Source organism: Nocardiopsis sp. NPDC006198, assembly GCF_040613895.1.
In the GTDB taxonomy this organism is placed as follows: Bacteria; Actinomycetota; Actinomycetes; order Streptosporangiales; family Streptosporangiaceae; genus Nocardiopsis; species Nocardiopsis tropica.
The window spans coordinates 77,934-90,391 of sequence record NZ_JBEXSY010000001.1 but is presented as its reverse complement, the minus strand read 5'-3'; the positions used below and the strand labels follow the sequence as shown (position 1 = coordinate 90,391).

General features: G+C 72.2%; 13 protein-coding genes. 6 read left to right on the top strand and 7 right to left on the bottom strand.

What is annotated here, in order from left to right:
* Positions 1-27: 27 nt before the first annotated feature.
* Positions 28-903, bottom strand: coding sequence for a helix-turn-helix transcriptional regulator (locus ABZ234_RS00445; RefSeq protein ID WP_355010360.1), 876 nt, complete (start codon positions 901-903; stop codon positions 28-30).
* A 307-nt stretch (positions 904-1,210) separates the two neighbouring features.
* On the opposite strand from ABZ234_RS00445, the gene ABZ234_RS00440 reads away from it, so the two are divergent.
* The 4 genes from ABZ234_RS00440 (at position 1,211) to ABZ234_RS00425 (ending at position 4,257) form a co-directional block, all read left to right on the top strand.
* Positions 1,211-2,050, top strand: a complete 840-nt coding sequence (locus tag ABZ234_RS00440; protein ID WP_355010359.1) for an SDR family oxidoreductase — start codon at positions 1,211-1,213, stop codon at positions 2,048-2,050.
* An 82-nt stretch (positions 2,051-2,132) separates the two neighbouring features.
* Positions 2,133-2,894, top strand: coding sequence for an SDR family NAD(P)-dependent oxidoreductase (locus ABZ234_RS00435; protein ID WP_355010358.1), 762 nt, complete (start codon positions 2,133-2,135; stop codon positions 2,892-2,894).
* Positions 2,895-3,197: 303 nt separating this feature from the next.
* Positions 3,198-3,836: a hypothetical protein gene (locus ABZ234_RS00430; RefSeq protein WP_355010357.1), complete on the top strand. Its 639-nt coding sequence runs from the start codon at positions 3,198-3,200 to the stop codon at positions 3,834-3,836.
* A gap of 145 nt (positions 3,837-3,981) precedes the next feature.
* Positions 3,982-4,257 (top strand): CDGSH iron-sulfur domain-containing protein, encoded by a 276-nt coding sequence (locus ABZ234_RS00425; RefSeq protein WP_355010356.1) that lies wholly within the window; start codon positions 3,982-3,984, stop codon positions 4,255-4,257.
* Here the strand turns inward: ABZ234_RS00425 and ABZ234_RS00420 are convergent.
* The 3 genes from ABZ234_RS00420 to ABZ234_RS00410 form a co-directional block, all read right to left on the bottom strand.
* A complete protein-coding gene (locus ABZ234_RS00420; RefSeq protein WP_355010355.1) occupies positions 4,147-5,196 on the bottom strand; it encodes a glycosyltransferase family 2 protein in 1,050 nt (349 codons plus the stop codon). The genes ABZ234_RS00425 and ABZ234_RS00420 overlap by 111 nt on opposite strands.
* Entirely contained in the window at positions 5,193-6,224 is a 1,032-nt protein-coding gene (locus tag ABZ234_RS00415; protein WP_355010354.1) for an iron-containing redox enzyme family protein, read from the bottom strand. Before ABZ234_RS00415 ends, ABZ234_RS00420 begins: the two co-directional genes overlap by 4 nt.
* A 162-nt stretch (positions 6,225-6,386) precedes the next feature.
* The gene (locus ABZ234_RS00410; protein ID WP_355010353.1) at positions 6,387-7,295 is read right to left on the bottom strand and encodes a manganese catalase family protein; all 909 of its coding nucleotides are present in this window, start codon (positions 7,293-7,295) and stop codon (positions 6,387-6,389) included.
* Between the two features lie 328 nt (positions 7,296-7,623).
* Here ABZ234_RS00410 and ABZ234_RS00405 point away from each other — a divergent pair, with 328 nt between their 5' ends.
* Positions 7,624-8,646 (top strand): zinc-dependent alcohol dehydrogenase family protein, encoded by a 1,023-nt coding sequence (locus tag ABZ234_RS00405; RefSeq protein WP_355010352.1) that lies wholly within the window; start codon positions 7,624-7,626, stop codon positions 8,644-8,646.
* Between the two features lie 140 nt (positions 8,647-8,786).
* Here the strand turns inward: ABZ234_RS00405 and ABZ234_RS00400 are convergent, their stop codons facing one another.
* Positions 8,787-9,083: a hypothetical protein gene (locus ABZ234_RS00400; protein ID WP_355010351.1), complete on the bottom strand. Its 297-nt coding sequence runs from the start codon at positions 9,081-9,083 to the stop codon at positions 8,787-8,789.
* Between the two features lie 90 nt (positions 9,084-9,173).
* Complete coding sequence (locus ABZ234_RS00395) at positions 9,174-9,371, bottom strand: hypothetical protein (RefSeq protein WP_355010350.1); 198 nt, start codon at positions 9,369-9,371, stop codon at positions 9,174-9,176.
* A gap of 56 nt (positions 9,372-9,427) precedes the next feature.
* Here ABZ234_RS00395 and ABZ234_RS00390 point away from each other — a divergent pair, with 56 nt between their 5' ends.
* On the top strand, positions 9,428-10,483 hold the full coding sequence (locus tag ABZ234_RS00390) for an MFS transporter (protein ID WP_355010349.1): 1,056 nt from the start codon (positions 9,428-9,430) through the stop codon (positions 10,481-10,483).
* A 537-nt stretch (positions 10,484-11,020) separates the two neighbouring features.
* On the opposite strand, the gene ABZ234_RS00385 is transcribed toward ABZ234_RS00390, so the two are convergent.
* A complete protein-coding gene (locus ABZ234_RS00385; protein ID WP_355010348.1) occupies positions 11,021-12,412 on the bottom strand; it encodes a flavin monoamine oxidase family protein in 1,392 nt (463 codons plus the stop codon).
* Positions 12,413-12,458 lie beyond the last annotated feature (46 nt).

Sequence of the window (12,458 nt, the reverse complement as noted above, 5' to 3'; positions counted from 1 at the left end):
GCGTCCCTCCGCCCGCAAGGAACGGGCCTACGCGCCCTGTCGGCGAGTGGGCGCCCCGGCCGTGGAGGCGCCGGTCCAGCTGGCGAGGATGTCGAGGGCCTCCGCGGAGGGGGAAGCCGGTTCGGGGGTGTAGACGACCAGGGTCTGGTCGGGGTCGCCCTCGACGGCCAGGACCACGTAGTCGAGGCTGAGTTCGCCCACGAGCGGGTGGTGGAAACGCTTGGTGCCGTTGGTGTGCGCCCGCACGTCGTGGTCGGCCCACATGCGGCGGAAGGTGTCGCTGTGCACGGACAGCTCCCCGACCAGATCGGTGAGCTGGGGGTCGTCGGGGTGGCGTCCGGCGTACAGGCGCAGTGAGGCCACGCAGTTCCCGGCGATCGCCTCCCAGTCCGCGTACAGGGTGCGGGCGGCCTCGTCCAGGAAGACGAAGCGCGCGAAGTTGCGTTCGCGGCGGGGCCGGGCCTCGAAGTCGGTGTAGAGCGCGCAGGCGAGCCGGTTGGCGGCCAACACGTCCGTGCGTCGCCCTTCGACCACCGCGGGAACGGTGAGGGCCTCCAACGCCTGGTACAGGGCCGGACGGACCCTTTGCGGGGCGAGCAGGCGTTTGCGGCGGGCCCGGGTCGTCGTGGGCTGGGTGAGGTCGAACAGGTGGGCGCGTTCGGTCTCGTCCAGGTGCAGGGCGCGGGCCACGGCCTCCAGAACGCTGGTGGAGACGCCCTTGGCCTGTCCCCGCTCCAGGCGGATGTAGTAGTCGACGCTGACCCCGGCGAGCTGGGCGACCTCCTCGCGGCGCAGCCCCGGCACCCGGCGGGCGCCGGTGTGCGGGGCGAGTCCGGCCTGATCGGGTGTGATCCGGGCCCGGCGGGTGCGGAGGAACTCACGGATCTCGGCGCTGCGGTCCATACGTCCACCGTATGTGCCGCCCCCGCTCATGTGCGGCACGTAAAGGGGTACTGGCGGACCCCTGGACGAACCGTGCCCTCCAGGGCCCCTCGGGCGGGGCCGGCCGGTGGTTGTCTGAATGGCAGGGCTTACCGCCCTGGTCAGGGCCCGTGCCGCGGGTCTGCGGAACGGATCCGTCCGTCCCGTCCGGGTGTCCACCGGGTGGGTGTCGCCGAGGAGGCGGCCCGCTTCCCCGGGGACGCCGCGCGACCTGACCGCACACCGCCGAGCGCCCATACGGCGCCCGGAGAGGGAAGGGAAAACCGTCATGAGCAAGGTCGTCCTCGTCACCGGCGCCGGGCGCGGTCTGGGCACCGACATCGTCCGCCAGGCCCTGGACGCCGGCCACCAGGTCGTCGCCACCGGCCGCCGCCCCGAGGCCGTGGAGGAGACTCTGGGCGGACCGCAGGAGAACCTGCTGGTCACCCGGTTGGACATCACCGACCTGGAGCAGGCCGAGGAAGCCGCGCAGGCCGCCGTCGACCGCTTCGGCCGCATCGACGTCCTGGTCAACAACGCCGGCCTGTTCTACGCCGGGTTCTTCGAGGAGATCAGCCCCGCGCAGTTCCGCGCCCAGATCGAGACCAACGTCTTCGGCCCGATGAACGTCACCCGCGCGGTCCTGCCCGTCATGCGCCGACAGCGCAGCGGACACGTGATCACCCTCAGCTCGGTGGCCGGCCTGGTGGGCCAGGAGTTCGTCACCGCCTACTGCGCGTCGAAGTTCGCGGTCGAGGGCTGGATGGAGTCCCTGCGGTTCGACCTCGAACCCTTCGGGATCGACACGACCATCGTCGAACCCGGCTTCTTCCGCACCGAACTGCTCGTCGAGGGCGCCTCCACGATCTGGCCGGAGCTGTCCATCGACGACTACGCCGAGCGCACCGCCGCCACGATCGAGACATGGAAGGGCATGAACGGCCGGCAGAGCGGCGATCCCGCCAAGCTCGCCCGAGCCCTGTTGACCATCGCCGGACAGGAGCGGCCGCCGCTGCGCTTCGTCGCCGGCGCGGACGCCATCGAGGGCGCCCAGGCCAAGGCCGGGGAACTGTCGGCGCAGGCCCAGGCCTCCCGCGCGCTGGGCGGGGACCTCGCCCACGACGACTGACGGTCCCCGCCACGCCCCGCGGTCGCAAGAACCGCGTAACTCACACGCTCATGCCCCCATACGAACGAACCGGGAACACGTCATGACCGAGAAACTCACCGGCACCGTCGCGATCGTCACCGGCGCCAGCAGCGGCATCGGCCGCTCCACCGCCCTGGACCTGGCTGAACAGGGTGCGTCCGTGGCCCTGCTCGCCCGCCGTCGGGACCGCCTGGACGCGCTCGTGGCCGAGATCGACAAGGCCGGCGGCACCGCCCTGGCCGTCCCGGCCGACATCTCCGACCGGGCCCAGGCAGAGGCCGCCGTCGACGCGACCGTCGAGCACTTCGGGCGCCTGGACATCCTCGTCAACAACGCCGGACTCATGATCCTCGGGCCGTTCGAGGACGCCGACGTCGAGGACGTCGACCGGATGATCGCGATCAACCAGCAGGGCCTGCTGTACATGACCGGGGCAGCCCTCCCGCACCTGCGCAAGGCCGCCGAACGGGGACCCCGCGACGTCGCCGACATCGTCAACATCTCCTCCATCGCCGGCCGCGTCTCCTGGGCGGGGTTCGGCGCCTACAACATGACCAAGTTCGGCGTGAACGGGTTCACCGAGGCCCTGCGCCAGGAGGTCACGCAGAGCCACGTGCGCGTGGGCGTCATCGAGCCCGGCGCCGTGGACACCGAACTCCAGTCGCACAACACCGAGGAGATCCGGAACGGTATCGCCGCGTTCCCCGCGGACAAGGAGATGCTGGAGGCCGGGGACATCTCCGACGGCGTCGTCTACATGGTCACCCGGCGCCGCCGCGCCTCCATCGGCGAGTTGTGGATCATGCCCACCGACCAGGTGTGATGGCGTGACCCGCGTCCATCAGCGGGACGATGGCGGCCGGGACTCGCACTCTCGGCCGCCGTCCGGCCGTTCGGAGCCACACCGGCTACAACGACCCCGTCCACCTCGTGCCCACCGGCCCGGAGGCGGCGGCGGGCCTCCGCGATGCCGCCGAGGGCACCCGCCGCGCGACCACGCGGACGAGCGGGCGCCGTGCGCGGCGTAGCGGTCCACCCGCCCGGCACCGGGCACCGGGCGCCGCCGGGGCCGCTCCGGCCGCCGAAACCTGTGGCGCCGCCGTCCGCCGTGCGGCAGACTCCCGGCATGATCGTCGTGCATCCCGTGGTGGAACTCCACTTCCGCGGCGGATTCTCGCTGTGGCCCGTCGGCGAACCCGCCACCTTCGACTTCCTGCGGCTGCACGGCGGGATGTCCCCCGTCGACATCGGTACGGCGGTGATGCTCATCGTCGCCTGCAACGACGTCGAAGGGTTGTTCCCCGGGGAGGGTCCTCCGCGCCCCGCGGAACCGCTCGACGGCTTCCTCCACCCCCTGTTCACGACGGACGAGCTCTTCGTGGCCGGCGGGATGCGCATCACCGACACCACGACCGGCGTCGCCCTGCTGCCCGGATGCTGCAGCGACCTCAACGAGTGGCGTGACTGGCTCGACTACCTCGACGAACGCAGTCTTCGGCTCGACCTCGGCCACGACCCCTTCCCGCTCGTGGAGGTCTCGGGAGGAACCGTGCGCCTGACGCCCGACCAGGAACAGCGGGACAGCCCGGTCATCGAGACCTCCGCCCCCGGGCTCCGCCGGCTGGTGGCCGGCGCCGAGGAGGACCTGGCCGGTTTCCTGCGGTCGGCCGGGGCGTGGGCCGAACAGCACCTCCCCGGGCGTTCCGCGCGACTGACCGCCGCTCTCGGCCGCGCCCTGGACGTGGTTCCGCCTCAGGCGTCGTGACCCTCACCGCGCTCCCGCCTGTCGCACGCCGTCCTCCCGTGTATCCGCGACACCGGTCCGCCCGGGACGGCCGCGGCGGCGCGGAGAGGGCCTGCCCCGCCGGGGCCGCCGTTTTCCGTGCCCCCCGTCGGGGCAGGAGCCCCGTATGGAAGACGACCTGCCGAACGAAGGCCCTTCCGCCCCGGAGGTCTCGGTGACCGCCTGCCCGGACGGACCGCTGCTGCTGCGCGGCCCCTTCCGGCTGTTGGACGCGGAGGGCGCCCCCATCCCCAAGGGCCGCCGGACGGTGGCGCTGTGCCGCTGCGGCGCGTCATCCATCCGCCCCTTCTGCGACGGCACGCACAAGGAGATCGGGTTCACCGCCCCCGGCGGGGCGGAGGGAGAGCGTCCCCGCCCGGCTCCGCCTGAGCAGACGGGGTGAGTGGGCGGCGGTCGTGAGCCTCGAACCCGCGTAGGGAACACCTCTCCCCGTCAGCCAGGCGGCGAACGAGGGCCACGCGCACACCGCCCGTTCGAGGACCCAGAACGGCGCGCCCAGCGAGGCGCGCGCCGGGAAGACGTCGCGTCCCCCCGCCCTCCTCCTGCCCGCTTCGGCGAGCAGGACGACGGCCCCGGCCCCGGCCGCCACGAGCCCGGGAGAGCGCAGGGCGGCGACGCCCGTGAGGGGCAGCAGTGACAGGAAGAGCGCCATGCGCGCGGGCTGGGCCGTGTCGTCGTACGCCTGGCGCGGCCTCTGCGACCAGAAACGGGACGCCCGGGGCGGCAGACGGCGGACGTACAGGCCGGTCGCCAGCACCTCGGTCCCTCCCGCAGCCCGAACCGTGCGCACCAGTTCGAGGTTCTCGAAGAGCGTGTTCCCGTCGTAGCCTCCGATGCCCAGCAGCGCCGACCGCCGCAGCCCGAAGGTCCCCGGATAGTCCTGGCCCACGGACCTGTTCAGCAGGGTGCGCCCGGTGTCCCACACCGCGTGCCAGGGCGCCGGGTCGAAGTAGTTCTGGGGTCTGACCAGGTGGGCGCCGTCCAGGAGCCGGGAGACGTGCCCCAGCGAGGGCTCGTCGTACCTCACGTCGTCGTCCGCGATCACGACCTTCTCGCGGGTCGCCGCCGTCACACCGGTGCGGATGCCCGCCACCTTGCCGTTCGCGCACGCTGCGGCCCGGTCCGGGGGGATGTGGCGTACCCCCGTTCCGCGCCAGAGTTCTGCGTGCCCGTCGAAGAGGGCCTTCGGGGAACCGTCGACGACGACCACCTCGTGGACCACGCCCGCGAGGAACCGCAGGTAGGCGGTCAGGTCCTCCGCCTCCCCGTCGTCCTCCCACTTCAGCGGGACGACCACGCTGAGTTCGGCCGGGGCGCTCATGTGGCCGCGGCCTCCCGGGCGTCCGCCGACGACAGCGACGACTCCCCCTCCTGCCAGCGGCCCAGGACGTGCTCCGCCCACAGGCGGTCCAGGGTCAGGCAGGCGGCGGCGCCGAACAGCACGTCGGGCACCAGGTCGGGGTGGTCCGCCGCGAAGGAGCCGCACATGTCGCGGGCGGCGATCTGCTCGTGCGCGGCGTCGGCCTCCACGTGCTCGTCGAAGTAGCGGCGCACCTGGACCGCCACGCCCAGCCGCCGCAGCCCCAGGGAGAGGTCGCGGTTGGGGCCGGTCGAGGTCATCTCGAAGGCCGCCAGGTGTCCCAGGAGCGCTCCGCGCAGGCGCCGGTGGAGGCCGAGGAGCGACATCGTGTTGTTCAGGGCCAGCGTCACCGCGGGGACCGACTCCAGGTAGGCGCCGTAGGCGGTGTCCAGGCCGAGGCCGCGCATGGTGTTCCGGAAGAGCTCGGAGTGCATCCTTGCGGCCTGCCCCTGCCCGTACTCGTCGGCCTGGATCTCGATGAGTGCGGCCTTGGCCCTGCCCTGTACGCGCGGGATCGCCCAGGTGTGGGGGTCGGCCTCGCGCAGGTGGTACAGGGAGCGGTGCTTGACGAACTCGCGGTACTGGCCGAAGGTGGCGTGGCGCCGCATGAAGGCCGACAGGGACGGCCCCCCGGCGGCACGGATCATCCCCGTGAGCCTGGTCGGCACCTCGCACGGCAGCGTGTCCTCCTGCCCCTGCCGCCCGTGCCCCAGGGTGGCCTCGCGCAGGGCGCGTTCCAGCTCGCCCTCCAGCTCCGCGCGCAGGGCGAGCAGTGCGGGGTTCCACTCCCACGTGCCGTCCACCCCCTCCAGATCCGAGTAGTGGAGCTGGTAGCAGGTGAACAGGGACAGCTGCAGGTCCTCGTCCTGGAGCGGGTCGGCGACCGCCGGCACGCCTCGGGGAAGCGTCGCCTCCCCCTCCAGGGGCGGACGGGTCAGGGAGAGGAGCAGTCGCTCACTCAGCGGGCCTCGGGGCTCGGGAAGGATCATGGGCGGCCTTTCACGGTTGGGGAGCGCTCTTCGCGGGGTCGGCGTCCGGGACGACCGGGGCCGGGCCGGGTACGCGCCGTGGGGCGCCGGCCCGGCCGCGCGGGGGGTGCGGACACCCGTCCCGCTGACGGCGCGGCGGTGTCCACACCCCTCTCGGAAGTCTCACTCCAGGGCGTCCTTGACCTTGTCGGCCAGGCCCTTGCCGCCCTTGGTGGCCTTGGAGGCCCCCTTCGCCGAGCCCTGGCCGCCGGGACCGGCGAAGGTCCCGTAGAGTTTGGGATCGGGCGGGGGCACGGAGGCCGGTCCGCCGAGCGGGTCGGGCTGGTCCAGGTAGCGCAGTTCGTGCTCGCCGTCGGGGGCGGGCCGGGAGGCCCAGCGGCCCTGGGCGGCGGCCGTTCCGTCCGACAGGCCCCAGATGGTGTTGGCGTGCTCCTGGTTCTCCACGTCCATGAGTGCGTTGGGGGCGATCTCGCCCTCCAGTCCGTCCTCCTGGAGCTCCTCGATGGCGGCCAGCCACATGTTCTGGTGGACGGTGTCCCGGGCGAGGTTGAACTGGAGCATCTCCTTGACCCCGGGGTCGTCGGTCATGTTGTACAGCCGAGCGGTCTGCAGCCTGCCCTGCGCCTCGGCGGCCACGTTGGCGCGGAAGTCCGCGAGCAGGTTCCCGCTGGCGACGATGTACTTGCCGTTCCACGGGGTGCCGGCGGAGTCCGTGGGCACGGCCCCGCCCCCGGCGATGATGGCCTGCTGCGGGTTCATCCCGCCCACGACGGCGGCGACGGCCGGATCCTTCACGGCCTCGGCGACGGTGTCCGCGGGCGCCCCCTCCAGCAGGCGTCCGACCATGGTCGCCAGCATCTCCACGTGGCCGATCTCCTCGGTCGCCACGTCCATGATGAGGTCCTTGTACTTGCCCTCCATCCGGCAGTTCCACCCCTGGAACAGGTACTGCATGGTGACGGTCATCTCGCCGTAGGCGCCACCGATGAGCTCCTGGAGCTTCATGGCGTACAGGGCGTCCGGAGCCTCGGGTTTGGCTTCGCACTGGAGGTGCTTGGTGTGTCGGAACATGCTCTGACCTGCCTCCTCGTCACCGTTCCGCTCAGGAACGTGCGACCCCACTACCCGGGGTCCGCGAATCGGACACCCTTGTCCGCACGATTGCCGTCCCCCGCCCCGGCAGGCGCGGAGGGGCGGGCGGGTGCTCCCGGGCGGAGGACCCCGTCCCGAATCCGCACCCGCGCCGCCGTGGCCCCGCTTCGTCTCCTCAGGGGGCGGCGTGGGCGCCCGGCAGCGCACGGACACCCCTGTCAGCGCCTCTACCAGGTAGAAGTCCACGCGGACGGGAACGGTGGTGGTGTGGAGAAGGTTTCGAGGAACCGACAACCGAGGAGCACCCATGCGAGCCGTCGTCATGCACGGTCCCGGGGACGTCCGCGTCGAGGACGTCGAGAACCCCGCGATCATCGAACCGACCGATGCCGTCATCCGCGTCACCGCCACCTGTGTCTGCGGTTCCGACCTGTGGCCCTACCGCGGCGTCGAACAGCAGGACGGCCCCGCGCGGATGGGCCACGAGTACATCGGCGTCGTCGAGCAGGTGGGGGCCGGTGTCCGCTACGTCGGGGCGGGCGACCTCGTCGTGGGCTCCTTCGTGGCCTCCGACAACACCTGCGAGATCTGCCGGTCCGGCTTCCAGTCCCGCTGCGTCCACCAGGTCATGATGGGCGCGATCGGCACGCAGGCCGAGTACGCCCGCATCCCCCTCGCCGACGGCACCCTTGTGAAGGTGCCCGGCGATCCGACCCCCGAGCAGGCCCGAAGCCTCCTGGCCGCCTCCGACGTTCTCGGCACCGGCTGGTTCGGGGCGGTCGCCGCGGACGCCGGGCTCGGCAAGTCGGTCGCCGTGGTCGGCGACGGCGCGGTCGGGCTGCTCGCGGTCATGGCCGCCGAGCGCCTCGGTTCGGAGCGGATCATCGCCATGTCCCGCCACCCCGACCGGCAGGCGCTCGCCCGGCGGTTCGGCGCCACCGACATCGTCGAGGAGCGCGGCGCCGAGGGCGTCGCGAGGATCAGGGAGCTCACCGACGGGTACGGCGCGCACTCCACGGTCGAGGCCGTCGGCACCCAGGAGTCCATGACGCAGGCCATCGGCGCCACCCGCCCCGGCGGGCACGTCGGCTACGTGGGCGTCTCGCACGGGGTCGAACTGGACGGCCTGGAGCTGTTCTTCGCCACGGTGAGCCTCCTCGGCGGCCCGGCCCCCGTGCGCCGGTTCCTGCCGGAGCTGGTCGACCTCATCATGAGCGGCCGGATCGACCCCGGCGTGGTCTTCGACCTCGCCCTCCCGCTCGAGGAGGCCGCCGAGGGCTACCGGGCGATGGACGAGCGCCGCGCCACCAAGGCGCTCCTCACGCCCTGACGGGCTCGTGCGCCATGGACGATCCTGCGCGCGAGCCGGGGGATCGTCACCGCCTCGATCGAGACCACGTCCTGGCACTCGTGCCCGGCCGACTCCGTCAGCCGGGAAGGGCTCGGTCCGACTGCTCCACGTCCTCGCGGTCAGCTCTGGATCAGGCGGCTGTCGAACCCTGAGGCGACAAGGGACTTGTAGGCCTCGCCTACTGGGCCGGGAACGTCCTGTTCGACGGCGAAGCCCAGCTTGGGATACTCCATCACCCGCTGGAGGTCGCGGACCATCATGTCGATGACGAGCCCGGCGTCCCCGATCTCCTCGACGTAGTCGCCCAGGCTCAGCGGCGCGGAGGCGCACACCACCTCGACCTCGGGCCACAGCTTGCGGGCGGTCGCGAAGGCGCGCCGCTCCATGTAGGGGTGGTTCTCCCGAACGCCCGCCAACAGGACAAGTAACCCGCGAGTAGCTACGGCGTTGGGATGGGGCCCGGCCGCCCGACAACTCGGGCACGTGCTTGTACAGCGTCGACCGGCTCACCCCGAGCAGGCGGGCGATCGAGAAGCCACAGTGGCGTCCGGCTGCGTCAGCAGGGCCCGCGCGTGGCGCACCTGCTCAGGGGGCAGCGCCGGGGGCCGCCCCAGCCGCGTGCCGCCGACGCGCGCGGCCTCCAGGCCCTCACGGGTACCCTCCACGATCAGCTCCCGGATGAACTCCGCAAGCGCGGCGAACACGTGGAACACCAACCTGCCGCCCGGCGTGGTGGTGTCGAGCGACTCGTGCGGGGAGCGTGGGCGGGTTGCTGCTGGAGTACTTCTCCTGGCACTCGGCGTTCCTGGTCAACGTGCCCTGCATGGCCCTGGCCGTGGCGGCGGGTCTGCTGCTGCCCGAGGCCCGCAACCCCCGGCCCGGCCGGTGGGACGCGCTGGCCACCGTGCTGTCGATCGCGGGGATGGTTGCCCTGGTCTGGTCCGTCAAACGACTGGCCGAGGAGGGGCTGGCCGACGTGCCCGCCCTGGCCGCGCTGGCGGTGGCGGCGGGCGCCCTCACCTGGTTCGTCCTGCGGTGCCTGCGTCGTGACGAGCCGCTGCTGCGGGTGCGTCCGTTCGCCTCGCCCACCTTCACCGCCGGTGTGCTCGCCGCGCTGTTCACCACGCTGGCCTTGGGCTCCACCCTGCTGCTGGCGGCGCAGTGGCTCCAGCTCGTCCAGGGCCTGACCCCGCTGCAGGCGGGTCTGCGGCTGCTGCCGATGGCCGTCGCAGCGACCGTGGTCTCCCCACTCGCACCCGCCCTGGCTCAGCAGGTCGGAGCCCGCACCGTGCTGGTGGGCGGCCTGGTGCTGTTCGCCCTGGGATTCGCGGTACTGACTCTGGCACCCACGCCGCTGACCTGCACGCCGGTGGCCATCGCCCAGGTGCTGTTCGGCGCGGGCATGGGGTCCTTGGCCATCGCCTCGGCGATCATCATGTCGGGCAGCCCCGCCGAGCACGCGGGCAGCGCGGCGGCCATCGAGGAGACCGCTTATGAGCTGGGCAGTGTGCTGGGCGTGGCGGTCCTGGGCAGCGTCGCCGCCGCCCTCTACCGCGCCGAGCTGCCGACGCCGGTGCTCACCGGGGCGGGGCTGGACGCGCAGGGGGTAGCCGTGGCGCAGGAGTCCCTGGCCGGGGCCCTGCAGGTGCTCGCCGCCCTCGGACATCAGGGGGCGCAGGCCGCGGCCCTGGCGCAGGAGGCCTTCGTGCACGGCCTGATGCTCGTCAGCGGTGTGGGCGGGGTGACCATGCTCGTCGCGGCGACCGTGGTGTTCTTCCTGACTCCTCGCACGCTGGATGTGACCAAGGGGCACTGACCTCCTGCCGCCGGCTGGTGGCTCCCCCCGGCGGTTCCGGCGCCGACGGCCGGTCGACGGTCGTGTGGGGCTGCCCGGGCTCCACCGGCCGGCGGGGCACTCCTCCTGCTGGCGTGGACACCAAGGGGCGGCGTCCATGAGGGATGCCGGACGGCGCAGGAGGCAGAAGGCTTGCCCGAGGGAAGAGGTGCCGCCCGCGCGTCCGCTCCCGGATCCGCCCGGGGCGCACCACCGCCAGGGGGTCCGCGCTGCGAGCGCGTGCTCAACAGCCGCTGATCGCAGTCGTGGATGTGTGATCCGGGATGTGACGAGACGGCTCAGGTGGTGAAACACGGTCGGACCGGGCGAGGGGTGGCATCGTCGTCCTCGAACCCCCGTGGAGGGACGGCTGCGAGGGCTCCCGACCGTTCCCGGGTGCTCGGGCAGCCGCCCCCTGTCCGTCCAGGGCCCGCCTCCCGCCGGCTCCATGCCCTGAAGCCGATCGGGTGCGGTGGGGCGGACAGGGGGCGTTGCGGGCCGAAGGCAGAGTCGGGGCCGTTACCGGTCGGCGTGCAGTCGTTCGGCCACTTCGGTCGCCGCCCGCCGACCCGACAGGATCGCGCCGTTCATGGTGCCGGAGGTCTCGTCTGCGGTCTCGGTACCCGCCCAGTGCACGCGCCCGACCGGCTCACGCAGGTACCGCCCGAAGGACGTCCACGCCTTCGGCGCGACCGCCGGGTTCGGTCCGCCGGGCGCGAACGTGTCGTTGGCCCAGGAGAAGTCGGTGTAGTCGGTGCTGTAGCGCGCCGCCTCCCCGTACAGGTGGACGAGGTGCTCCATGACGCGGCGGCGGCGCTCACCCTCGTCGTAGGCGTCGAAGCCGCGTCCGTCGCAGAAGGCCATGAGGATGCCGGGGCCATCGGCGTTGGGACTGACGTCGAAGGTCAGGAAGACGGTCTCGTCGTCGGACATTGCCTCCCCGGACAGGCCCCGGTCCCGCCAGAAGGGACGCTCGTAGGCGACGAAGGCCTTGCTGAGCGATCCCAGCCGCCAACTGCGGGAGAGGCCGGAGTGGGGCTCGGGGAGCGCGGGGGTGAACTCGATGGTCGAGCGGTGTACCGGCGAGGCCGTCACGACGACGTACCGGGCCTGGATCGTGTGCTCGCCGGCCTCGACAGTGACGCGTTCACCGGCCGTGGTGATGCGCTCCACCGGGGAGCCGACGATCACCTCCGCCTCCAGGGTCTCGGCGAACCTGCTGACCAGGGAGTACATCGATGCCAGCATCCTGTCCTGCTGGTCGCCGCCCTCGACGGAGAGCATGTGCTCGATGCCTCCCAGGGTCTTGATGTACCGCATCACGTTGAACAGGGACACGTCGTCGACGGGTGCTCCCCAGTGCACCAGGCTGAACATGTTCATGAACTTGCGGGTGTCCTGCAGGGCGTGCTTGGAGGTCAGCCATTCGCCGAAGGACATCGAGTCGAGCTGGTCGGCCCGGGGGTGGACCCAGGGGGAGGAGAAGGGAAGGCCGTCGACCGTCTTCTGCAGCACGCCCATGATCCGCGCGAGGTCGAGCATCGACCAGGGGGCCAGTGCGGTGAGGCTCTCGACCCTGCGCCTGCCTCCGAAGGAGATGACCCCCTTGCCCTGGTGGAACTGGGGGGTGAACTCGTAGCCGAGTCGGCTCGCGAGATCGCGTACCGCCGTGTGGCCCGGCGCCACCCAGGTCGCTCCGGCGTCGACGGGGACGCCGGCGATCTCGGCCCCGCGGACCCGGCCGCCGACACGGTCCCGGCCTTCGACGACGACGGTGTCGTACCCCTCGCGGGCGAGGTGGTCCGCCGCCGTGAGGCCGGCGAGTCCGGCACCGACGACGACGACGTCGACTGATCGGGTGCTGGCACTGTTCATGGTCGTGCTCCGTTCGTGTTCGTTCTGGCTTGTCATATGCCAATTACTATACTGACGCGTCAGTACAGTTCCAATGGTGTGG